This is a genomic window from Janthinobacterium sp. BCJ23 (genome assembly GCF_059617945.1).
The window spans coordinates 73154-94520 of sequence record NZ_JCAQAW010000002.1; the positions used below are offsets into that span (position 1 = coordinate 73154).

Below are 21367 nucleotides of genomic sequence, written 5' to 3' on the forward strand. Positions count from 1 at the left end.
CATGCGTGTCGGTATCTTGTCCTATCCGATGCTGTTCCAGCGCGACGGCGGCTTGCAGATCCAGGTACGCGAAACCATTGCCGCGCTAAACCGGCTGCCCCAGCAGCCGGCGCGGCCTCTGGAGGTGCAACTGGTCGACGCCAATCACCAGCGGCTGGCCGATTTCGACGTGCTGCACGTGTTTTCGGCGAGTAATGGCACCTACCGCATCATGGAAATGGCCAGCGAGCAAGGCGTGCCCGTGGTGCTGTCGCCGCTGCTGGCGCCCAGCTGGAACCGTGCCAGCGCCTGGCGCGCGCGGCTCGCCGACCGGCTGGCGGGGCGCCTGACGGAATGGATGGTGCAAACGAGCTATGCGCAAACCCGGCGCGCCCTGCAACTGGCCGACGTGGTGATCGCGCTGGGCGAGGCCGAGCGTGACGCCATCGTGCAAGGTTTCGGCATGGGACCCGACGCCATCCGCGTCTTGCCCAACGGAATCAACCCGCATTTCTTCACGGCCAATGGCGACCTGTTCCTGCGCGAAACGGGTATCGCCGGGCCGTTCGTGCTGATGGTGGGCAGTATTTCACCGTATAAAAACCAGCTGGGACTGGCCCAGGCGCTGGCGGGCGCCGGCTTGCCCCTGGTGCTGATCGGCGCCGCGCCGCGCGAACAGCAGGCATATCTGCAACTGCTGCTGGACTTGCCGCACGTCAGCTGGCTGGGCGCGCTCGACCACGCCGACCCGCTGCTGGCCAGCGCCTATCACGCGGCGGCCGTGGCGGCCTTGCCCAGCCAGGGCGAGGTGTTTCCCCTGAGCGTGCTCGAAGCGCTGGCGGCCGGCACGCCCGTCGTCATGACGGCGCAAAGCGCGCTGGACTTGCCCGATTCCGCGTTTGCACTGCGCAAGGTGCGCTGGGACGACGGCGCCGCGCAGCGCCAGGCCATCCTCGAACTGCTGGCGCTGCCGCCCGAGCGCTCGCGCGTGCAAGCCCTCGTGGAACGTTTTACGTGGGAGCGGGTGGCTGCCCAGATTGCCGATTGTTACTACCAGGCGCAGTCGCTGCCTGCCAGGAGGCAACATGCTGTTTAATTCCTTCGCCTTCCTGTTCGGCTATCTGCCCATTGTGCTGGCCGGCTATTTTTTGCTGGACCGCCTGGCGCCGGCCGCCGGCACATCCGCCAGCTGGCGCCGCCTGGCCCCCGCGACGTGGCTGGCGCTTGCCTCGCTGTTTTTCTATGCCTGGTGGGACGTGCGTTACCTGCCGCTGCTGCTGGCGTCGATCTGCGTCAATTACGGCGCGGGGCGGCTGATCGGCGCGCGCGCGGGAGCGGCCCGCAAGCGGGCGCTGGTCGTGGCGCTGGTGCTGAATCTGGGGCTACTCGCCTACTACAAGTATGCGAATTTCTTCATCGACAGCGTCAATGCCATCGCCGTGACCGCTGGTGCTGGCGCTGACAGCCTGCCATGGCATGGCCTCGACATCATCCTGCCGATCGGCATCTCGTTCTTTACCTTCACGCAGATCGCCTTCCTCGTCGATTGCTACCGGGGCGAGGTGCGTGAATACCGTTTCATCCATTACGTGCTGTTCGTCAGCTATTTCCCCCACCTGATCGCCGGTCCCGTGCTGCATCACCGCGACATGATGCCGCAGTTCGCCGACCCGGCCAATGCCCATCCGCGCGCCGCCAATTTCGCCATCGGCCTGTCGATTTTCACGATAGGCCTGGCAAAAAAGGTGCTGATCGCCGACAACCTGTCGCCGCTGGCCATCCCCATCTTCGCGGCAGGCGCCGAGCCGACCCTGATCGAAGCGTGGATCGGCGTGCTGGCCTACACGTTCCAGCTGTATTTCGACTTTTCCGGCTATTCCGACATGGCCATCGGCCTGTCGCGCCTGTTCGGCGTGAAATTGCCGCTGAACTTCAATTCGCCGTACAAGGCGGCCAATATCGCCGACTTCTGGCGCCGCTGGCACATGACCTTGTCGCGTTTCTTGCGCGACTATTTATATATCCCGCTGGGCGGCAGCCGGCGCGGCGAGGCCATGCGCTACCGCAACCTGATGCTGACCATGCTGCTGGGCGGCCTGTGGCATGGCGCCGGCTGGACGTTTGTCATCTGGGGCGGCTTGCACGGCCTGTACCTGGTGCTGCAGCAGGCGTGGCAGCGGGTGTTTGGCGCGGCGCCGGGGTACTGCTGGCTGCGCTGGTGGCCCGGCGTCCTGACCTTTCTTGCCGTCATGCTGGCCTGGGTCTTCTTCCGCGCGCCCGACGTGGCCACGGCCTGGGATATCACGGGCGCGCTGGTGGGCGCGAACGGCGTGAGCCTGCCGCGCGGCCTGGCCAGCCATGCGTCCAGCCTGGCGCAGTGGGGCTTGCATCCCGCCTTTGGCGGCATCCGCTGGATCGAACTGGCAGGGCCAGGCTTGCCCGTGCTGCTGGCGGCGATCCTGCTGGCCTTCAAGGCGCCCAATACGCAAGAAATATTCTTTCGCTACGAGCCTGCCATTGAAAGAATCTTTCAACCCACAGGCCGCTGGTCCTTCAGCTGGCGGCCCACGTCCCGCTGGAGCGTGGGCTTGGCCGCGCTGTTTGTCGCCTGCATCTTCGGCATGAACCGGGTCACCGAATTTCTTTACTTCCAGTTCTGACCATGGACACCGCCGGCCGCCGCTATCTTGTCTGCTTCCTCGCCTGTGTATTCCTGGTGCTGGGCGGCATCTCGTTTCTGAACTACCAAGTCGATCCCTATTTGCTGCACCAGTGGGACAGTCCCCTGGTGCAGCGCCCGCGCCAGTTGAATGAAAAGCTGGGCGCCTGGGCCAAGACCTATGCCGTGGCGCGCTACCGGCCGGCCATCATCTACATCGGCAATTCGCGCACGGAACTGGGCTTGCCGACGGGCGTGCGTGCCTTGTTCGACGGCAAGAGCATCTTCAACAGCGCCGTGTCCGGCGCCTCGATCGGCGACGCCATCCGCCTGGCCGAGCATGCGGCCAGGGTCAGCCGCGTCGAGACCATGGTGTGGGGCATCGACGCGCCCACGTTTTCCCTGGACATGGGCGCGGCGCGGGTGGAAGACAGCCTGACGGGCGCCCGGCACGGCTTTTTCGCCCAGCGCGCCCTCGTCAACCTGAAGCGCGGCCTGACCCTGGACATGACGGAGGACAGCGTGCGCATCCTCACCGGCAATGCGGGCGATGTCTGCCGCTCCAACCTGGCCCGGTATGGGCAGCGCGACGAGACCTGCACCCTGAAAGGCATACGGCATTGGCTGGGAACCAAGGACGCCATACCCGTGCGGCTGCAGGAATTTGGCGATGGCCAGGGGCCGACGCCGCCCTCGATACCCGCGTTTGACGCCAGCATAGGCAGGCTGTGCAGTAGCGGCGTGCGTCTGCGCATGTACATCAACCCCACGCACGCGCTGACCCTGTACGCGCTGCACTGGCGCGGCAAGTGGGATGCCATGCAGGCCTGGCAGCGCGGCCTGGTGCGGATCACCGAGCGCCACCGCCAGCAGGGCTGCGACGTGCGCCTGGTTGATTTTTCCGGCTTTAACAGCATCACGACGGAAGCGACCCCGCTCGTCACTGGCAAGCCCGACATGCATTATTACTGGGAAGTGTCGCATTACCGGGACAATGTGGGCCGTTTGATCCTGGCGCGCCTGTTTGGCGGCGACACGCCGGCGCCAGCCGATTTCGGCGTGGAGCTCACGCAGGCCAACGTCGACGCCCACCATGCGGCCACGCGCGCCGCGCGCGACCGCTATCGGGTGGAACATGCGCGCGAAGCGGCTTATACGGAGCGGGTGCTGGACGGGCCGCTGATCCGGCGTTGATGCAAAACGCCGCCATTTTTCTACTTCCAATGCCGACCATGGATACCACCGCCCGCCGCTACCTCGCCATCTTCCTTGCCTGCGCGCTGGCCGCGCTGGCCCTCGTTTCCGCCGTCAATTACCACGTCGATCCCTACTTGTTGCACCAGTGGGACAGCCCGCTGCTGCAGCGCTTGCGGCCGACGACCGAAAAACTCAGCGTGTGGAGCAAGACGTATGCGGTGGCGCGCTACCGGCCCGCCATCGTCTACATCGGCAATTCGCGCACGGAAATGGGTTTGCCTACGAGCAGCATGCGTACCTTGTTCGACGGCAAGAGCGTGTTCAACAGCGCCGTCTCGGGCGCCTCGATCGGCGAGGCCATCCGCCTGGCAGAACACGCGGCCACGGTCAGCCATGTCGACACCATGGTGTGGGGCATCGACGCGCCCTCGTTCTCGCTGGAACTGGGCTCGGCCGGCGTGGAGCCGGGCTTGACGGATCCCGCTCCCGCGTTTTTCGCGCGGCGCGCCTTGCTCAACATCAAGCGCGGCCTGACCGTGGACATGACCCAGGATAGCTGGCGCATCCTCAGCGGCACCTATGACGGCGTCTGTCTGTCGAGCCTGGCCCTGTACGGCCAGCGCGACGAGTCCTGCCTTACCAGCCGCAACCGGGTCTGGGTCGGCACGGCGCGCGCGTTCAAGCCGCGCCTGCAGGAATTCGGCGACGGCCTGGGCCCGACCGCACCCGCGCTGCAAGCCTTCGATGCCAGCGTCGGCAAGCTGTGCCGTGGCGGCACGCGCCTGCGCCTGTACATCAATCCCACGCACGCGCTCACGCTCGACGCCCTGTACTGGCGCGGCAAGTGGGACGCCATGGAAGCCTGGCAGCGCGATCTGGCGCAGATGGCCGGACGCTACCGGCGCCTGGGTTGCGACGTGCGCCTGGTTGATTTTTCCGGCTTCAACAGCGTCACCAGCGAGCCTATCCCGCAGGTGACGGGCGCGGGCGCGATGCGCTATTACTGGGAAGCGTCGCACTACCGCGACAATGTGGGCCGCTTCATCCTGGCGCGCCTGTTCGGCGGCCCCGAGCAGCCGCCGGCGGACTTCGGCGTCGAGCTGACGGAAAGCGGCATCGCGGCGCACCAGGCGGCCATGCGCGTTGCGCGCGAGCGCTACCATGCGCAGCACGCCGAGGAAACGGCGTATCTGCGCCACGTGCTGACCTTGCCCCGCGAACCCCAATAGGCGGCCAAGAGAGCCAGGCGTACACCGTGGGGCAGGGCGCTTGCGCTATGATGGTGTTTTGCCATCCAGCAAGTTCCAGGACGCCCCATGAAAATCGCCTTCTTTGCCAGCCAGCCCTACGACCGCCGTTTCTTCGATGAAGCCTTGCCGTCCCAGCCCGATTCCGCCGGCATCGAACTGGTCTACCACAGCGCCTTGCTGAGCCAGGAAACCGTGGTTCTGGCGCAAGGCGCGGATGCCGTCTGCGTCTTCGTCAACGACGTGCTCGACGCGCCTGTGCTGGAAGCCCTGCACGGCTACGGCGTGCGCGCCATCCTGCTGCGCTGCGCCGGCTACAACAATCTCGACCTGGAAGCGGCCAAGCGCCTGGGCCTGTTCGTCGCCCGCGTGCCTGCGTACTCGCCGGAAGCCGTGGCCGAATACACCCTGGCCCTCGTGCAAACCCTGAACCGCCACACGCACCGCGCCTATGCCCGTGTGCGCGAAGGCAATTTCTCGCTCGATGGCTTGCTGGGCGCCACCTTGCACGGCAAGACGGTGGGCATCGTCGGCACGGGCAAGATCGGCCTGGCCACGGCGCGCATTTTCAAGGGTTTTGGCTGCACGGTGCTGGGCCACGACCCGTATCCGGCGCCCGCGTTCGCGCAACTGGGCACGATGGTGGAACTGCCGCGGCTGCTGGCCGAGTCCGACATCGTCTCGCTGCATTGCCCATTGATGGACAGCACGCGCCACATGATCAGCGAAGAAACCTTGCCGCTGATGAAGAAGGGCGCCATGCTGGTGAACACCTCGCGCGGCGGCCTGATCGACACGGGCGCCGTCATCGAAGCATTGAAATCGCGCCAACTGGGCTCTTTGGCCATCGATGTGTACGAGCAGGAAAGCAATCTGTTCTTCCAGGACCGCTCGTCCGACATCATCGACGACGACATCTTCCAGCGATTGATGACGTTCCCGAACGTGCTGGTGACGGGCCACCAGGGCTTTTTCACCAGCGAAGCGCTGCGCGAAATCGCCGCCATCACGTATCACAACCTGCAATGCTTCCGTGAAGGCAAGCAATGCGAGAACAGCGTGTTAGCTGGCTGACGCCTGTTTTTTGGGCTTGGGCGGCGGCTTGGGTTTCGGCATCGGCAAGGCGTCCGCCGTGCGCCGCGCCAGCTGGCTCAGCCAGTCGCGCTCGTCCCACAGCCCGCCATCGATGAGGAAGTACGGCTTGGCTTGCGGATAGGGCGGCGCTTCCTGCAGCGTGCCTTGCGCGCTGATCCAGGCGCGGCCCGCATCCGTCGGCTTGATGAAGAGCTGGTCGTCGGCGACGATGGCAAACATCTTGCCGTCGCAATACAGGCCATATTCGCCAAACATTTTTTTCGCGCTGATACTGCCCGCGCCCGCCATCTGGTCGAGCAAAAAATCCACCGTGCCTTGCTGTGATGCCATGTCGTCCTCCGTGTGAACGATCAGTGTAGCGCACTGGCCAGGATGGGCCGGTGCGGCTACACTACGGGCATTGATTTTTTTGCACGGCTTCACCCCATGACACCCCAGCATATCATTCACCGCGGCATCACCATCACCACCCTGACGGCCGGCCAGTCCGTCGACACCCATTGCGCACCGGGCCACACGGCCATCCGCGAGCAGGCCGACGGCTGGTGGCTGTATTTTGTCGACGAGGATGGCAGCATCGACGGCTACGACAGTCCGTTCGCCAGCCACGCCGAAGCGCTGTGGGCGGCCAAGGCCGCAGCCGAATTCAGCGCGCAATGAAGGCCAGTCCCTGGGCCTTCCTGGGCTTGCCGCAAGCGCCCGTGCCGGAAGCGGAAAGCGCGGACTACGGCGCCTGCCGCGCCGAACTGGACGGCAAGCGACTGATCCTGCGCGTGGCCAAAACCACCCCGACGAAAACCGGCCAGTTCGTCACCGTCTGGAAGCGCCCCCATCCCGACGCCGAGATCGCCCCGCTGGACGACACCGACCCGGTCGACGTCGTCATCATCGCCGTGGCCAACGACGACGGTGCGCAGCACGGTTTCTTCATTTTTACGCGCAAGGTGCTGCTGGAACGGGGCGTGATGTCGCGCGCCGGCCAGGGCGGCAAGCGCGCGCTGCGCGTATATCCGCCGTGGTGCGCGCCGGAATCCGGCCAGGCGCTGCGCACGCAGCGGTGGCAGGGGGAGTGGTTTGTGGCGGCGGGGGAGCAGCAAAGGCTGGCAAGGCTGCTTGAGATCGCCTGACGTTGCCGGTCAGGGGCAGGTGCACATACTAATCAGCATGGGAAAGCGCGAATGAAGTCTTTTTTTGAGGGAAAAATTTATCTGACGCTGTTTGTCATGTTCGCGATATTCGTTGTTTCCCGGCTTGGCAGCAATGACGCGCCGAGGCGCGGCCCCGACGTCATGCTGTTCATCGAGAGCGACTTGGCGGAAGTGCTGCAGAACGGCGGTAATGTGATAGACCGGATCAGCAGGGTGCAGCTGCATAGCGTGGATTATTCGGTGCGCTTCAAGGACGAGGGCTGGAGCGCTGCGCTGCGCGACAGGAATATCGCCACCTTGCGCAGGCTGGATTGGGTGCAGCGTGCACCGGCCGTAATGTGCAAGATGGGCGCGCAGGTGACCATCGGGGAAGGCGGGAGCATGTACCGTGGCCAGGGCACGAATAGCATCAATTTTGACTATAGCGCGAGGACCGTCAAGGCGTGCGCTGCGCCAACGGAATAGCCTTCCGTGATGCCGTTAATCAGGAAATGCGGCGACTCCCGAGATGCCGCCGCGTTTCGCCGCTGGGGAGGCCGTGATGTATCAGACTGATCGATAGGCCCCTGGCGCGGCGCATAAAACGCTGGCAGATGCCGTGCTTTTGTGGCGGCCAGGATGCAGCACTGGCCGGGAAGATTTTCACGCAGTCATGATTCCTCTTTTTCCTTGAATTAATCGATTTCCTACTGCCGAGTTAAAACGCTTCGCATAAGCTCATATTTGCTCTAAAAGAAACAATCCCGTACACTGGTTTATTGCGGTCATAAGCTATTGGCCCGGCAGAAGACACTTATTTCGACATAATTATTTACTCAAGAACTCGACTATACAGATGAAATTTCAGGCAATATTCTTATTCTCCGCTTTGCTAGCCTCGGCTTTACCCGAAGCGGCAGAACTTGCTACATCGGATCAATCAGTACCGGCGGAAACAGAGGGCAGCGGCATGTCCAATGCGGTGCAGGCGGCTTTCGATGCCGCGCGGCGCAATAGTACCTTTGGTGTGCCTCGCTTTAAACGGCTGAGCTACAGTTTTAAAAATGAAATTATGATTCCCGGGCATCCGAAACAAAAGAATCAAAAACAGGCTAAAACGGAGATATTCACGCAAGGCGATCTGCTGGTAACGACCTTTACACCGATGGCCAATTTTTCGATTAAAACAACAACAATATTTGGTGGAATGGTTATCGTAAGCGAACCAGCTAACGATAAAAAGTGCTCTGGATCCGTTATTTCGCGGTTGCAGGCGGAACTTCCTCCTGTGTTGGAGGTTGGTTCCAAGCTGCGTGTGCAATACGTGTTAACTCCCATTTCTGCTGAACAATGTGAGCCGACGTCGCCCATTGATGAGCAGTGTGAAGCGACTAGCCAAATTGACGCGAAAACGATGTACGCTGCCTTGACGGGGCGCGCGATTAAATTGCAGTGCTGGACTTCTAATCGAATGACTGAAGGACGACTAACTTATAAGGTCTATCTGGAAGACCTGGGCATTGTTATGTCGTCGACAGAATTTGAGCACCAGGGAAAAATAATGAGGACTTTCACCAGCTTTGTAATTGAGCGCTAAACTGCTGCAACGCAGCGTGACATCCGCGATGACTATATGGACGGATGCGCATCAGATATCACAGCCACGATAGCAATAGAACCCCGCGATATCCACGTGATGTAACCACTAAGAGCCGCCGCTGGCCGTTTGGGCAACTATGCGAGGATTTTTAGTAGTTGTTAAAAAAGGATTTTTCAGGAATATGGTGAAAGTTGCTTTACTGTCGCCGCTAGCGGCGTTGTTGCTGTCTGGCGCAGCCCACTCGGCGACACTGGACAATGCCAGCTTGCTCTTTTGCGCACGGGCGGCATTGTTCGCCGAGAGTTTTACCGAAGGGACAGATGCGAATAAATCCCGGCAGGATAGTATTACCGGAGCAGTAGCTGTTTTGAACTTGACCTTCAAGGAGAAAGCGGATGAAGCGACGTTAAAATTACTGGTTCCATGGGCTATCCTCGTCGACAAGCTTCCTGGCTATAAACCTTACACCAAAGGCAGTTACGTTGCAGTGTCCTGCCAGGCTGCCCTTGGCGAGGCAGTCTATGTGCCGTTCCAAAAAACCGGCATCCCGCTCCAAATCCGGAGTTTTCTCGATGCCTGCGAAGCGAAGGGTTCCCGCGAGGCCGTTGGCCAATGCGTCAAGAGCGGATTCATGTCTCTTCCGCTGGAAAAACTGGATCAGTAAATCTGCTGGCTATCTAAACGGCATGTTGACGTGTTGCGGCCTTGAGCGCAACTTCGAGGATCCGGCCCCCTATCAATTTTAGCTAACATGGTCTGAAAGGCGGACCTGATCCTAGCATCTAGCACCCCACGCAGCGCTGGCAGTGGTTTGTAGCGGCGGGGATCAGCCGCGGCTGGGACCGTTGCTGAAGCAGGCTATTTGGACGTCAAGTTCCAGGCATACGAATTCCTATGGGGCCAGTTTGCAATTATTGGATAGTTTCCGTTTGGAAAATCTCTATATACTCTTGCAACGTTATGACAGCCAGCGTCGTCATTTTTTGAATAATTTAGGAGAAAAAGATGGGCAGTTTCAGTATCTGGCATTGGTTGATTATTCTCTTGATTATGTTCACTGTTATTTTTCCAGCTTGGAAAATCGTCTCCAAGGCTGGATTTTCTGGCTGGTGGAGTTTGCTATCATTCATTCCAGTCATCGGTTTTTTTGCCCTGTGGGCATTTGCGTTGATCGATTGGCCAGCCAAGGTACGCAACGAGCAGGAAATGTAGGATTGCGCTATGGCTCTGTGCATACGAGAGATCGATGTCGACTGATTGTCGTGCCTACAGCGCGAAGCAGTTTGGCAGTGTGCGTATGACAGAACTGAGCTATCGTACAGCAGGCAGGTTTTTTCGTTTTTACTGGACTTTTGGCGATATCAAGCAGGAACGATATTAAACAGCCGCATGGCATTCGGCATTTCCGTTGCCATGATAAGTTGGACAGGTTTGCCCATTGCTGTGAGATTGGCTTTGGCGCGGTCATATACCACGATGGCTTTTTCGTTGGTGAAATGACGAGACATATACAGGAAGCCATCGACCCGGAGCGGATTGCGATACATGGCCAGCGCCCATTGTTGAGGCAAGGTGTAACTTGATGTACCTGCCAATCCCGCATGACCGCCCATCTGCTTGAGCAAATGGCCGGTCAGGTCAAATAATCTCAAATTGCCACTGAATTGATGCACCCATCGGCGATCAATTTCGGACTTAGCGATAGGAAAGGCGCCCTTTATAGGCACTGCATCATGTAACAGGGACTCGGCAAGCGCGACATCAAAGCTCGGGCCCAGATAGCAGGTACTGTATTCGGGATTGCCTGTCTTGCAGCCGGGTGCATCAAAGCGATTCCCGCCGCTGCAGCCGAAATAGGGTTCGCCAGCCGCATGGCCCGAGATGCGGTACAGACCGGGCATTGGCAGCCCGACGACGGGAAGCGTCGCGCTCGTTGCCAGCACTTTTGGAGGCGGCTTCAGCCGGGTCGCTGCCACATCACGTCTCCCTGAACGCTGTCGCTGCGGCAATGACGTCGGCGAATTTTCCTTTCCGTAAGGCATTGATCGGGCTGATGCCGTTGAGCGACATGCGTGGATGGGTGAAGAACTGCCACTTGCTGGAACCGGCCAGGTGACCCAGTTCCTTGTTCACTTTGCCGAGCTGGCGACGGTTCAGGGTGGGATCGGCGAAGAAGGCAGGGTAAAGTTTCTTGCCGGCTGCGCTGTCCAAGGAAAACATCCGCTGCTCCGTCACCGCCTTGCTGATCGCCTGCCGCGTCACTCCCATTTGCTCGGCCAGCGTCTGTGAGGTGAGCAGTTCGCCTTTCTTTTCAAGGCTCGCGTATTTTTCCAGTTCCTGATGGGCAAACTGATCAAGGAATGCCTGGTTCGCTGGCGGAACCGTGCTTGCCGCACCTTGTATTGCTTGTATATGCTGGTATCGCTGGATCAACTCCTGGAGGTCGGCATTGGAAACGACAGGCACTCCCGGCAGCTGTTGCGGTACAAACGCCACTTCCTCCCCGCGGGCATGCTGGGCTGCCCGCTTGGTGCGTCGTATCTTGACCAATACGTAGCCATCGCCAAGGTCGATTCCTCTCGCCCCGATTTTCCGGATCGAATCACCCAAGGCCTTGCTCGGGTCAGGTACCGCCATTCGATGCGTGCTCTTCGCTTTCTCCGGCTTTGAAACTTCCAACTTTGCCATGACACCCTCCAGTTGCGATACCAAATTCTACTCCAGAACCTGATATTGACAACCAAAACAACTTTTTGTCGTAACGTATCGGCGTCAAGCCACCTTGCTCACCACATACCGGTACTTCCCCGACGCCTCCGCCGCGATCTCGTCGACTTCCTCGACGGCGATGTCGACCTGCGCGCCCAGCCTGGCCTGGAAACCGGCCACGATGGTGGCACGCGTGGTGTCGTCGAGGCGTGGCAGGCAGACGAGCAGCACGCGCGTGCGCAGCAGGCTCTCCTGGATGATTTTAAAACTGCGCACTTGCGGCAGTTCGCGCACGATGTAGACGAGGGCCAGGCCATGCATGACGGTGCCATCTACCGCCGTGAGGAAATCCGTGCTGCGCCCTTCGATTTTCTGCAGCAGGGGCAGGCCGCGGCCGCAGGTGCACGGCTGCGTGCCCAGCGCGCCCACGTCGCCCGTGGCGTAGCGGATGAACGGGTAGTCTTGCGTGGCCAGATGGGTGACGACGATCTCGCCTGTGGCGCCTGCGGGCAGCGGCCGGCCCTGGCCATCAACGATTTCCACGATGACGTCTTCGGCCGTGATGTGCATGCCGCCGTCCGGGCATTCGTGGGCGATGAAGCCCGCGTCGCGCCCGCCGTAGCCGTTGGCCACGGGGCAGGCGAAGGCGGCCGCGATCTGCGCGCGCTGTTCGTCGTACAGGCGTTCGGCCGTGACGAACGCCACTTTCACGCCCAGGCCGTCGAGCGGCAGGTCGCGTGCTGCGGCATGGCTGGCGATGCGGCACAGGGCCGACGGGTAGCCGAACAGCATGCGCGGACGCCAGCGGCGCAATTGCTGCACATAGCCGTCCAGGCGCGCGGGCGACATGGCAAACGCGGGCAGCAGGGTGGTGCGCAGCAGCGCATCGCGCATGCGGCGCACGCGGTCTTGCGCGTGCAGCTCGATGGGCGAACCCCACAGCACGGCTTCGCGGTCGCCGATGTCGACGCCCCACCAGCGCGTGGCGCGCCACTTGGCGGCAATGTCGTGGCTGACCCTGCGCCGACCGAGGAAAAACTGCAGCGGCTCGCCGCTGGAGCCGCCCGTGGCGAACGGGCGCAGGCCCACGGCGCGGGCCGACTTGAAACTGTCGCGCGCGGCGGCGATGTCGCGCTTCCTCAGCAGCGGCAAGCGGGACAAGTCGGCCAGTTGCCTGACTTGCTCGGGATCGAAACCGCTGCGGGCGAACAGGGCGCGGTAGTAGGGCACGTGATCGGCTGCGTGGCGCAGCAGCGCGCGCAGGCGCGCCAGCTGCCACTGTTGCAGCTGCTCTGTGCTCCACCACTGCGAGCGTTCCATCCGGCGCAGCAGGCGCGCGCTGTGGTGGCCCTTGCACCATTCATGCAGGGGAAACAGCCAGCGGGCGACGAGGCGCGTGTAGGCGCCGGGGCGCGGCGCGGCGCGGATGCGGCGGTAATGGGCGGCCAGCCTGGGCGCGATGTCGGGCCAGCCGAAGGTGGCGGCGTGCGCCAGGCCGGCCTGCACTTGCTGCCGCGTGCGCGCCGGGTCGCGCAGCAGCGCCAGGATGGCGTGCGCCATGGCGGTAGGGTCGCCGGGCGGCACGAGCAGCGCCGTCACGCCGTCTTGCAGCAGGGCAGGGATGCCGCCCACGTTGGTGCTGACGACCGGCACGCCGCAGGCCAGCGCTTCGAGCACGGAATTGGGCATGTTGTCGGCCAGGCTGGGATTGAGGACGATGTCGCTGGCCTGGTACAGGGCCGGCATGGCGGCGTTGTCGACGGGGCCGGTAAAACGCACGGCGTCGGTCACGCCGAGCGACCTTGCCAGGCGCGCCAGCGCCGCGCGCTCGGGCCCGCCGCCGGCCAGCACCAGGCGCGCCGCGGGAAACGCCTCGCGCACGATGGCGAAGGCGCGCACGGCGCTGGCGTTGTCGTACAGGCTTTCCAGGTGCCGCGCCACGAGGATGCACGGGCCATCTGCGGCTGCTGTGCGTCGCGTGGCTGGCCTGAATCGCTGCAAGTCCACCATGTTCGGCACGATGTGGGCCGTATGGCCGTATTGTTCGAAGACGCCGGCCAGATAGGCCGACGGCACGACGATGGCACTGGCGCGGCGCAGGCTGAACGCTACCAGACGCGGCGAGCGGGCGAAAAAAACGGCCGCTTCGCCGCCCCGGTAATTGAGCAAGGCAGGCTTGCCTTTCAGGCTGGCGATCCACAGCGCGGGCGCGGCCTGCAGATGCCAGGACCAGCCGGAATTGGCCATGATGTGGAACAGGTCGACCGTATTGGCCGTGCGCCACAAGCGCCACAGCAGCAGGGGCAGGCGCAGCGCGGCACGCAGGTAGCGGATGCGCGCCAGCCACGGCGGCAGATGCGGACCGTTGACGGCCAGCAGCTGCACTTGTGCGCCGTCCTCGCGCAGCTTGTGCGCCAGTTGCGCCGTTTGATTCGCCATGCCGCCGGCCGGCGGCGGCAGCGGGCCGACCAGCACGATGCGCAGCCCCGTGAAGATCATGGCGCCGCTCCCGCCGCTTCCGCCGCCACGCGCGCATACACGGGCGCATAGCGGCCCACGCTGGCGCCCCAGCTGCGCTCCGTCTCGACAAACGCGCGCGCCTGCTGCCGCAGCGCCGGCCAGCTGGCGGGCGCGAGCAGCAAAGCCAGTATGGCCTGCGCCAGCGCCTCGGTGTCGCCGGCGCGAAACAGCATGCCCGTCTTGCCATGGTCGACCAGTTCGCGGTGGCCGCCCACGTCGGACGCCACCACGAGACGGCCCTGCGCCATCGCCTCTAACGGTTTCAAGGGCGTCACCAGCTCCGTCAGGCGCATCGGCAGGCGCGGATACACGCAGATGTCGACCAGCTGATAATAGGCGGCCACCTGCGCGTGCGGCACTCTGCCCGCGAAGACCACGGCGTCGGCTATGCCCAGTTGCGCCGCCAGCGCCCGCAGCTGGGCATCCTGCGGACCGCCGCCGGCCAGCAGCAGCCGCAATGCCGGCTGCGCCGCCAGCAGGCGCGGCATGGCGCGCAGCAGCAGGGCCAGTCCCTCGTAGGCATAGAACGAGCCGATGAAGCCGATGACAGGATGACCATCCAAACCCAGCGTGTGGGCCAGTGCTGGATTATCAGAGACATTGAAATCGCCCGCATCGACGGCATTCGGAATCACGGTGATTTTATGCGCAGGCACGCCGCGCGCGCACAGCTCGCGCCGCAAGCCGTCGCAGATGGTGGTGACGGCGTCGGCGCGGCGCAGCGCATAGGTTTCCAGCGCGCGCGTGAGCCGGTAGCGCAGGCCGCCGGGCCGGCTGCTGCCATGGTCGGCGGCCGCGTCTTCCCAGAAGGCGCGCACTTCATACACGACGGGGATGCCCAGCGCGCGCCCCGCGTTGAGGGCGGCGATGGCGTTCAGCGCGGGCGAATGGGCGTGCAGGATATCCGGTTTGAGGCGTTGCGCCAGCCGGCGCAGGCGCATGGCCAGGCCGATGATGACGGCCACTTGCCGCAGCACGGGCAGGCGCGCCCACCAGCGGGCATCAGGCGCCGTGCGGTAGAAATGCCAGCCGTCGACCAGCTGCTGCGCGCCATCGGACGGCCCCTGCTTGGCACTGGTGAGCTGCGTCGTGTGCCAGCCCAGCGCGCGCTGCTGCCGCAGAATGGCCAGGGTGCGGAAGGTATAGCCGCTGTGCAGGGGCAGCGAGTGGTCGAGGATGTGCAGGATGCGCATGGCTTCAGTCCATGGCCATGGCCGGCGCTGGCACCGGCACGTGGCGGCCATCGACGGGCAGCACCTGGCGCAAAAACGCTTCGAACATCAGCAGCGACCATAACGGCGCGCTGTAGTCGCGCCGCCCGCTCGCATGCTGATCGAGCAGCAGGCGCACGTAATCCATGTCGAACAGGCCGCACTGCGCCAGGGTGGGGCCCAGCAGACGCTGTTGCAGGCGCTGGCGCAGCGGGCCGCGCAGCCAGTCGGCCAGCGGCACGGAAAAGCCCATCTTCTGGCGGTACAGCAGGGTATCGGGCAGCAGCGGGCGCAGGGCTTTTTTCAGCAGGTATTTGCCTTCGCCGCGCCGCAGCTTGAACTGCGGCGGCAAGCCCGACATCCACGCCACCAGTTCATGGTCGAGCAGGGGCGAACGCACTTCCAGCGCATGCGCCATGCTGGCCCGGTCGACTTTCGTGAGGATGTCGCCGGGCAGATAGGTTTTCAGGTCCAGGTACTGCACCTGCGACAGCGGGTCTTGCGCAGGGCTGGCCAGCGCGTGGCGGCGCAGCACTTCCACGGCGCGGTAGCCTTGCAGGCTGCGCCGCAGCTCTGGGCTGAACAGGCGCGCGCGCATGGCGTCGCCCAGCAGGCTGACGCCGTGAAAATATGCGTCCGTCGTATCGCGCGCCAGGCCCTCGAACGTCGTCTTGGCGCGCAGGAAGCGGGGTGCCCAGTCGGCCTTCGGATACAGCCGCCCCAGGGTGCCGAACAGCGACTGGCGCAAGCCGGCCGGCAGCAGCGGGTCCATCGCCTTGCGCACTTTTTCCTCGCGCGTGTGCAGGCGGTAGCGCCGGTAGCCGGCCAGGCTTTCATCGCCGCCGTCGCCCGACAGGGCCACCGTGACGCGCTGGCGCGCCAGCTGGCAGACGCGGTAGGTGGGCATGGCGGAACTGTCGGCGAACGGTTCGTCGTACAGGTTGGCCAGCAGGTCGATCAATTCAAAGTCGTCCTGCTCGACCTGGCGCGCATGGTGCGCCGTGCCGTAGCGGCGCGCCACCAGGTCGGCGTAGTGCGCCTCGTTGTATGCCGGGTCGCCGAACGAGATGGAACAGGTGTTGACGGGCGTGCTGCTGACGCCGGCCATCAGCGCCACGACGGCGCTCGAATCGACGCCACCGGACAGGAATGCCCCCAGCGGTACTTCGGCCACCATGCGGATGCGTACGGCTTCGCGCAGGCGCGCCAGCAGTTCGTCGGCCGCCTGCGTCTCGCTGGCGGGCGGGTTCGGCGCGAAGGGAATATCCCAGTACGATTGCGGCGCCGGCAGCGGCTGGCCCGCGCGGATGGAGAGCGTATGCCCGGGCGGCAGCTTGCGCGCATGCTGGAAGATGCTGCGCGGCTCGGGCACGTAACCGTAGGCGAAATACTCTTCCACGGCCAGCGGGTCGAGCGCGCGCGGCATGGCCGGATGCGCAAGCAGGGCTTTGAGTTCGGAGCCGAACAGCACGGTGCCGTCCTGCGCCTCGCCGTAATACAGCGGTTTGACACCGAGGCGGTCGCGCGCGAGGAACAGCAGGTGGCGGCGGCGGTCCCACAGGGCGAAGGCGAACATGCCGCGCAGGCGCTGCACGCATTGTTCGCCCCATTGTTCCCAGGCGTGGACGATGACTTCCGTGTCGCTGCTGGTGCGGAACTGGTGGCCGAACTGGCGCAGTTCCGCCATCAGGTTGCGGTAGTTGTAGATTTCGCCGTTGAAGACGATGGCGATGCTGCGGTCGGCGTTGAACAGCGGCTGCTGGCCGCTGGCCAGGTCGATCACCGACAGGCGCCGGTGCGCCAGGCCGAGGCCCGGTTCGCGGTGCAAGCCGCCTTCGTCCGGCCCCCGGTGGCGCAGGCTGTGGTTCATGCGCGCCAGCAGCAGTACGTCGATGTCGCGCTGGCCCTGCAAATCAAAGATGCCGCTGATGCCGCACATGGAAGGCCTTTCAGGGAATGGTGGACAGGGGAGATGGCTGGCGCGCGCCCGTCAGGCGGTCGTACACGGCAAGGTAGGCGCCGGCCATGGCGGGCAGGCTGTGCTCGGCCAGCACCTGGCGCCGGCCGCGCGCGCCGTGGCGCGGACCCAGTTCGGGCATGCTGTAGTAGTCGAGCATGGCGTCGGCCAGCATCTCGGGCGAACCGGGTGGCACCAGGGTGCCGCTCCAGCCCGACTGCACCAGTTCCGCGTTGCCGCCCACCTGCGTGGCGACGATGGGCAGCCCCGTCGCCATCGCTTCGAGGATGGTGTTCGAGCTGCCTTCGGCCAGCGAGGGCAGCACGAACAGGTCCATCGTGCGCAGCAGTTGCGCCACGTCGTCGCGTGCGCCGGGCAGCCAGGCCAGGTGCGCCACGCCGGCCTGCTGCAGCAGTTCCAGGCAGGCCTGGCGGCACGGACCGTCGCCGACGATGATCAGGCGCAGGCGCGCGCGGGCGCCCGGCTGCGCCAGCAACAGCAAGAACGCGCGCACCAGCGAGGCATGGTCCTTGACGGCCGCCATGCGGCCCACGCTGCCGATGACGAAGGCGCCGTTGCACAGGAAGCCGGGCGGGCCCACGGCAGCCGGCGGCCCCAGGCGTGGGTGGAATTGCACGCTGTCGACGCCGTTGCCGATGTGCGACACCTGCGCGGGCGCCGCGCCGATGGCGTCCACCAGCCAGTGGCCCAGGTCGGCGCTGACGGCAATGAAGTGCTGCACCAGCGGCAGCATCAATTTGCGTAGCAACCGGTATTTGCGGCGGGTGCCGTGCAAGTCGCTCATGTCGCGCCCGTGTTCGCCATGCACGCGCAGGCGCACGCCGGCCAGGCAGGCCAGCAGCTGCGCCTCAAGACAGCCCAGGTTACGCGTGTGCACCACTGCCGGCCGCAGCTGTTTCAGTACGCGGTACAGGTGCAGGTAGTGGCGCCAGTCCTTGCCTTCGCGCTTGTCCAGGCTGATCACATCGACACCGGGCGTGGTCAGGCGCAGGCGAAACGCGGTGGCGTTCTTCATGCAGACGATGGCGTGCCGGTAGCGTTCCGGCGGCAAATGGTTGATCAGGTTGACGAGGCCGTTTTCCAGCCCGCCCACGTCGAGCTGGTGGATCACGTGCACGATCAGGGGCGCGACGCTGGCCGCTTCCGTGCCGCCGGTGTCGAAGTCAAGGGCCATGCGGCAGCTCCTGCAAGCGTTGTTCGATGACGGGCAGTGCCGCCTGCAGGAACGCTTGCAGGCGCGCGCGCGGCGCCAGCGCCAGCTCGTCGTAGGCGGCAAAGACGATGATGTCGGCGCCATCCTGGCGCCTGCCCAGCAGCTTGGCTTGCGCCAGCAGCAGTTTTACCAGCACGGGCCTGGCCGTGACGATGCCTCCCTGGCGATAGACGCGCCACACGAGCAGGCGTTCGCCGCCGTACGCCAGCACGCTTTCGCGCACGGCCAGCTTGCCGTTGACCAGGTTGACGTGCCGCACGCGCTGCGCCAGCGGCATCCAGCGGGCGCCGTACGGCAAGGCCTGGTGCGTCAGCAGCTCGGCGTCGCGCGCCTGGCGTGCATACCAGTGCAGTTGCAGCCCCACGGGCGCGCCGTCGCCGTCCTGGCGCGCATAGGTGGCGGCAAACCGCGCGGGCGTGCCCGCATATGGCGCTTGCCAGTCGGGTACCGCGTCGTGCAGGCGCCGCCAGGCGGGCGGATCGGGCAAGGCCAGCACCATGGCAGGCAGCGTGGCGCCATCATCGCGCTGGCTGGCCAGCGCCAGTGCCGGCCACACGGCCGCCAGCAGCAGGCAGGCCACGCCGGCGCGCACGGCGGCGCGCGGGCTGGCCGCGCCGGCGCTCAGGCGCACGGGCAGGGCTGACGGTACGGCGCGTGGCGGCGGCAATTCGCGCCAGCGCGCGGCCAGCCAGAACAGCAGCAGCGCCACCAGGCCGAAGAACAGCCAGCCATAGATCAGGTGGTCGACACCGACGGCCAGGCGCATGTCGCTCAGGTGGCCCAGCATCACGATCAGGTAGGCGCGCACGCCGTTGGCGAGGATGGGCACGAGCAGGGCGGCGGCCATGACGGCCACGCGCCGCCGCGTGCTGTGGCAATTCACATGGGCGAACAGGGCGCCCAGGGCCAGCGCGGCGATCAGGTAGCGCAAGCCGCTGCACGCTTCCACCACCGACCAGTTGCCGGTAGGCAGAGAAAAATTGCTGCCATCGCGAAACACGGGCACCCCCGACCATTGCAGCGCGGTCACCGTGAAGGCGGCCGTGAAGTCGATCAGGGGTTCGATGAAGACTTCGCCAAACGGTACGGCGAGGAACAGGTAGGCCAGTGGAAAGGCCAGCAGGCGCACGGCCGGCCAGCCGAGGATGGCCAGCACGCAGGCGGGCAGCATGGCCGTAGCCGCATATTGTTCCACCACGGGCACGTTGGCGGCGTCGGCCAGCAGCCATGTCAGGCCCAGCACGCCCAGCAGCAGCAAGCCCTGGCGCGACGGCCGGGGCGCCAGTGCGGCCAGGCGGGCGCGCTGGCGCCAGGCCAGCCAGCAACTGATGGGCACGATCAGGAAACCGTGCGCGAAGGTTTGCGAGCGGGCCCACAGTTCCACCATCGACCAGAAAGTGGCGTGGTACAGCAGCACGACGGCGGCCAGGGACAGCAGCAGCGCCGCCAGCGCGGCCTGGCGCCGCGGATGACCGTGCGGCAGGACGGCCGCATCCGGCAAGCGGGCTACCTGGTCGAGCTGCAAGCTCATGTGGACGGCTCCCGCACCGGCTGCAAAGGCGAGGCGGCGCTGGCGGCAGCCTCGGAATTGGCCTCGGCTGGCAGGCCCAGCATGGCGCCAAGGCCGCGCAGATTGCGCTCCCAGTCGTAATCCTGCAACACCAGCTGGCGTGCCGCCGCGCCGATGGCCGCGCCGCTCCCCTCGGCCGCGCCACTTTGCGCATTGCGCAGCACGCGCGCCGCATGGTGAATGAATTCGGCGTCGTCGCGCGCCAGCAGCAGTTCCAGGCCCGGCTGGGCCGCGATGCCTTCGAGCGCCTGCGGCGTGGCCAGCACGATCTTGCCCATCGCCATCGCTTCGAGCACCTTGTTTTGCACGCCGCGGGCAATGCGCAGGGGCGCCACGGCCAGCGCCGCGCCGGCCAGGTAGGGCCGGATATCGGGCACCTTGCCCGTCACGACCACGCCGGCCACCCGCGCCAGCGCCGTGACGGCGGGCACGGGTGCGCTGCCGACGATATAGAACTGCAGCTGGGGAAACTGGCGCCGCAGGGCGGGCCAGACGTGGCGCACGAACCATTGCACGGCGTCGACGTTCGGCCAGTAATCCATGGCGCCCGTAAACACCAGCGCCTGCACGCCCGCCGGATACACGCCAGGCTGCGGCGGCATGGGCGTGAAATACGCCGTGTCGACGCCGTTGTTGAAGTAGCCCGTCTTGCGCCGCGCCATCGGGGCGCACTGGCGGAACAGGGCCGCTTCGGCCGGCGAGACGAAGCTGGCGGCCGTGAACTGCTGGGCGATATGGCGCTCGTACTGCAGCAGCAGCTGCGCTTCGCGCCGGTACAGCTGCGACATGGGCCAGGGCTTGCTGTCGCCGTACTGGCGCCATTTGTCGGAATCGACGTCGACGAAATCGATCACGCGGTGCAGGGCGCGGCCCGCGCTGCCGTCGATGTATTGCGCCATGGGCCCGGAAAACGCCAGCGCATGGCGCACCTTGCCGCCGGACAGCAAGCCGTCGACCCATTGCAGCAGGCGCGCATCGCGGTAATAGTGCACGCTCATGGCCTGGCGCGACAGCAGCGCCTGCATGGCGCGCCAGCGGGCCGGTCCGCGCCGCAAGTCGATGAAGCGCGTGCTGGCGCACAGGGCGGCCACGGTTTTCGCGTGCTGCCAGTCGTCGTCATCGTCGATGAAGCAGCCCAGGTGCACGCGGAAATGCCGGCTCAGATATTGCAGCATGTGCCACGAGCGTATCTTGTCGCCCTTGTTGGGCGGATACGGCAGGCGGTGGGCGAGGAAGAGCAGTTCGCGCATGGAGGTTCCTTG

At 64.8% G+C, this 21367-nt stretch carries 20 protein-coding genes; 11 read left to right on the top strand and 9 right to left on the bottom strand.

Annotation, left to right across the window (positions count from 1 at the left end; all coding sequences use genetic code 11):
• Position 1: 1 nt before the first annotated feature.
• The 5 genes from AC54AG_RS06340 (at position 2) to AC54AG_RS06360 (ending at position 6156) form a co-directional block, all read left to right on the top strand.
• Positions 2-1075, top strand: a complete 1074-nt coding sequence (locus tag AC54AG_RS06340) for a glycosyltransferase family 4 protein (protein WP_331776681.1) — start codon at positions 2-4, stop codon at positions 1073-1075.
• Positions 1065-2639: an MBOAT family O-acyltransferase gene (locus AC54AG_RS06345; protein ID WP_496629765.1), complete on the top strand. Its 1575-nt coding sequence runs from the start codon at positions 1065-1067 to the stop codon at positions 2637-2639. The genes AC54AG_RS06340 and AC54AG_RS06345 overlap by 11 nt, the downstream gene beginning before the upstream one ends.
• 2 nt (positions 2640-2641) lie before the next feature.
• The gene (locus tag AC54AG_RS06350) at positions 2642-3832 is read left to right on the top strand and encodes a hypothetical protein (RefSeq protein ID WP_496629766.1); all 1191 of its coding nucleotides are present in this window, start codon (positions 2642-2644) and stop codon (positions 3830-3832) included.
• 38 nt (positions 3833-3870) lie between these two features.
• On the top strand, positions 3871-5064 hold the full coding sequence (locus AC54AG_RS06355) for a hypothetical protein (RefSeq protein WP_496629767.1): 1194 nt from the start codon (positions 3871-3873) through the stop codon (positions 5062-5064).
• A gap of 87 nt (positions 5065-5151) precedes the next feature.
• Positions 5152-6156, top strand: a complete 1005-nt coding sequence (locus AC54AG_RS06360; protein ID WP_496629768.1) for a 2-hydroxyacid dehydrogenase — start codon at positions 5152-5154, stop codon at positions 6154-6156.
• Here the strand turns inward: AC54AG_RS06360 and AC54AG_RS06365 are convergent.
• Positions 6145-6507, bottom strand: a complete 363-nt coding sequence (locus AC54AG_RS06365; RefSeq protein ID WP_485882984.1) for a TfoX/Sxy family protein — start codon at positions 6505-6507, stop codon at positions 6145-6147. The genes AC54AG_RS06360 and AC54AG_RS06365 overlap by 12 nt on opposite strands.
• Positions 6508-6603: 96 nt before the next feature.
• Between AC54AG_RS06365 and AC54AG_RS06370 the strand changes: the two genes are divergently transcribed.
• The 6 genes from AC54AG_RS06370 (at position 6604) to AC54AG_RS06395 (ending at position 10116) form a co-directional block, all read left to right on the top strand.
• Positions 6604-6837, top strand: a complete 234-nt coding sequence (locus tag AC54AG_RS06370; RefSeq protein ID WP_496629769.1) for a hypothetical protein — start codon at positions 6604-6606, stop codon at positions 6835-6837.
• On the top strand, positions 6834-7304 hold the full coding sequence (locus tag AC54AG_RS06375; RefSeq protein ID WP_496629770.1) for a MepB family protein: 471 nt from the start codon (positions 6834-6836) through the stop codon (positions 7302-7304). Before AC54AG_RS06370 ends, AC54AG_RS06375 begins: the two co-directional genes overlap by 4 nt.
• 51 nt (positions 7305-7355) lie before the next feature.
• Positions 7356-7790, top strand: a complete 435-nt coding sequence (locus tag AC54AG_RS06380; protein WP_496629772.1) for a hypothetical protein — start codon at positions 7356-7358, stop codon at positions 7788-7790.
• Between the two features lie 370 nt (positions 7791-8160).
• Complete coding sequence (locus tag AC54AG_RS06385) at positions 8161-8901, top strand: hypothetical protein (RefSeq protein ID WP_496629773.1); 741 nt, start codon at positions 8161-8163, stop codon at positions 8899-8901.
• Positions 8902-9085: 184 nt separating this feature from the next.
• On the top strand, positions 9086-9568 hold the full coding sequence (locus tag AC54AG_RS06390) for a hypothetical protein (protein WP_496629774.1): 483 nt from the start codon (positions 9086-9088) through the stop codon (positions 9566-9568).
• A 341-nt stretch (positions 9569-9909) separates the two neighbouring features.
• Positions 9910-10116, top strand: coding sequence for a DUF805 domain-containing protein (locus AC54AG_RS06395; protein WP_496629775.1), 207 nt, complete (start codon positions 9910-9912; stop codon positions 10114-10116).
• Positions 10117-10265: 149 nt separating this feature from the next.
• Here the strand turns inward: AC54AG_RS06395 and AC54AG_RS06400 are convergent, their stop codons facing one another.
• The 8 genes from AC54AG_RS06400 to AC54AG_RS06435 form a co-directional block, all read right to left on the bottom strand.
• A complete protein-coding gene (locus AC54AG_RS06400) occupies positions 10266-10880 on the bottom strand; it encodes an RES family NAD+ phosphorylase (protein WP_496629776.1) in 615 nt (204 codons plus the stop codon).
• 1 nt (position 10881) lies between these two features.
• Complete coding sequence (locus AC54AG_RS06405; RefSeq protein WP_331776673.1) at positions 10882-11592, bottom strand: HTH domain-containing protein; 711 nt, start codon at positions 11590-11592, stop codon at positions 10882-10884.
• 84 nt (positions 11593-11676) lie between these two features.
• Positions 11677-14112, bottom strand: a complete 2436-nt coding sequence (locus AC54AG_RS06410) for a glycosyltransferase (RefSeq protein WP_496629778.1) — start codon at positions 14110-14112, stop codon at positions 11677-11679.
• Positions 14109-15326, bottom strand: coding sequence for a TIGR04063 family PEP-CTERM/XrtA system glycosyltransferase (locus tag AC54AG_RS06415; protein WP_496629779.1), 1218 nt, complete (start codon positions 15324-15326; stop codon positions 14109-14111). Before AC54AG_RS06415 ends, AC54AG_RS06410 begins: the two co-directional genes overlap by 4 nt.
• A gap of 4 nt (positions 15327-15330) precedes the next feature.
• Positions 15331-17283, bottom strand: a complete 1953-nt coding sequence (locus AC54AG_RS06420) for an XrtA/PEP-CTERM system amidotransferase (protein ID WP_496629780.1) — start codon at positions 17281-17283, stop codon at positions 15331-15333.
• Between the two features lie 10 nt (positions 17284-17293).
• Positions 17294-18496, bottom strand: coding sequence for a TIGR03088 family PEP-CTERM/XrtA system glycosyltransferase (locus AC54AG_RS06425; RefSeq protein ID WP_034748408.1), 1203 nt, complete (start codon positions 18494-18496; stop codon positions 17294-17296).
• Complete coding sequence (gene xrtA / locus AC54AG_RS06430) at positions 18486-20066, bottom strand: exosortase A (protein WP_496629781.1); 1581 nt, start codon at positions 20064-20066, stop codon at positions 18486-18488. Before xrtA ends, AC54AG_RS06425 begins: the two co-directional genes overlap by 11 nt.
• Positions 20063-21355, bottom strand: a complete 1293-nt coding sequence (locus AC54AG_RS06435) for a TIGR03087 family PEP-CTERM/XrtA system glycosyltransferase (RefSeq protein WP_496629782.1) — start codon at positions 21353-21355, stop codon at positions 20063-20065. The genes xrtA and AC54AG_RS06435 overlap by 4 nt, the downstream gene beginning before the upstream one ends.
• Positions 21356-21367 lie beyond the last annotated feature (12 nt).

Bases quoted from the DNA above. Each gene is read 5' to 3' on its own strand.
- AC54AG_RS06340 (WP_331776681.1), top strand. From the start codon at position 2: ATGCGTGTCGGTATCTTGTCCTATCCGATGCTGTTCCAGCGCGACGGC.
- AC54AG_RS06345 (WP_496629765.1), top strand. From the start codon at position 1,065: ATGCTGTTTAATTCCTTCGCCTTCCTGTTCGGCTATCTGCCCATTGTG.
- AC54AG_RS06350 (WP_496629766.1), top strand. From the start codon at position 2,642: ATGGACACCGCCGGCCGCCGCTATCTTGTCTGCTTCCTCGCCTGTGTA.
- AC54AG_RS06355 (WP_496629767.1), top strand. From the start codon at position 3,871: ATGGATACCACCGCCCGCCGCTACCTCGCCATCTTCCTTGCCTGCGCG.
- AC54AG_RS06360 (WP_496629768.1), top strand. From the start codon at position 5,152: ATGAAAATCGCCTTCTTTGCCAGCCAGCCCTACGACCGCCGTTTCTTC.
- AC54AG_RS06365 (WP_485882984.1), bottom strand. From the start codon at position 6,507: ATGGCATCACAGCAAGGCACGGTGGATTTTTTGCTCGACCAGATGGCG.
- AC54AG_RS06370 (WP_496629769.1), top strand. From the start codon at position 6,604: ATGACACCCCAGCATATCATTCACCGCGGCATCACCATCACCACCCTG.
- AC54AG_RS06375 (WP_496629770.1), top strand. From the start codon at position 6,834: ATGAAGGCCAGTCCCTGGGCCTTCCTGGGCTTGCCGCAAGCGCCCGTG.
- AC54AG_RS06380 (WP_496629772.1), top strand. From the start codon at position 7,356: ATGAAGTCTTTTTTTGAGGGAAAAATTTATCTGACGCTGTTTGTCATG.
- AC54AG_RS06385 (WP_496629773.1), top strand. From the start codon at position 8,161: ATGAAATTTCAGGCAATATTCTTATTCTCCGCTTTGCTAGCCTCGGCT.
- AC54AG_RS06390 (WP_496629774.1), top strand. From the start codon at position 9,086: ATGGTGAAAGTTGCTTTACTGTCGCCGCTAGCGGCGTTGTTGCTGTCT.
- AC54AG_RS06395 (WP_496629775.1), top strand. From the start codon at position 9,910: ATGGGCAGTTTCAGTATCTGGCATTGGTTGATTATTCTCTTGATTATG.
- AC54AG_RS06405 (WP_331776673.1), bottom strand. From the start codon at position 11,592: ATGGCAAAGTTGGAAGTTTCAAAGCCGGAGAAAGCGAAGAGCACGCAT.
- AC54AG_RS06410 (WP_496629778.1), bottom strand. From the start codon at position 14,112: ATGATCTTCACGGGGCTGCGCATCGTGCTGGTCGGCCCGCTGCCGCCG.
- AC54AG_RS06415 (WP_496629779.1), bottom strand. From the start codon at position 15,326: ATGCGCATCCTGCACATCCTCGACCACTCGCTGCCCCTGCACAGCGGC.
- AC54AG_RS06420 (WP_496629780.1), bottom strand. From the start codon at position 17,283: ATGTGCGGCATCAGCGGCATCTTTGATTTGCAGGGCCAGCGCGACATC.
- AC54AG_RS06425 (WP_034748408.1), bottom strand. From the start codon at position 18,496: ATGGCCCTTGACTTCGACACCGGCGGCACGGAAGCGGCCAGCGTCGCG.
- xrtA (WP_496629781.1), bottom strand. From the start codon at position 20,066: ATGAGCTTGCAGCTCGACCAGGTAGCCCGCTTGCCGGATGCGGCCGTC.
- AC54AG_RS06435 (WP_496629782.1), bottom strand. From the start codon at position 21,355: ATGCGCGAACTGCTCTTCCTCGCCCACCGCCTGCCGTATCCGCCCAAC.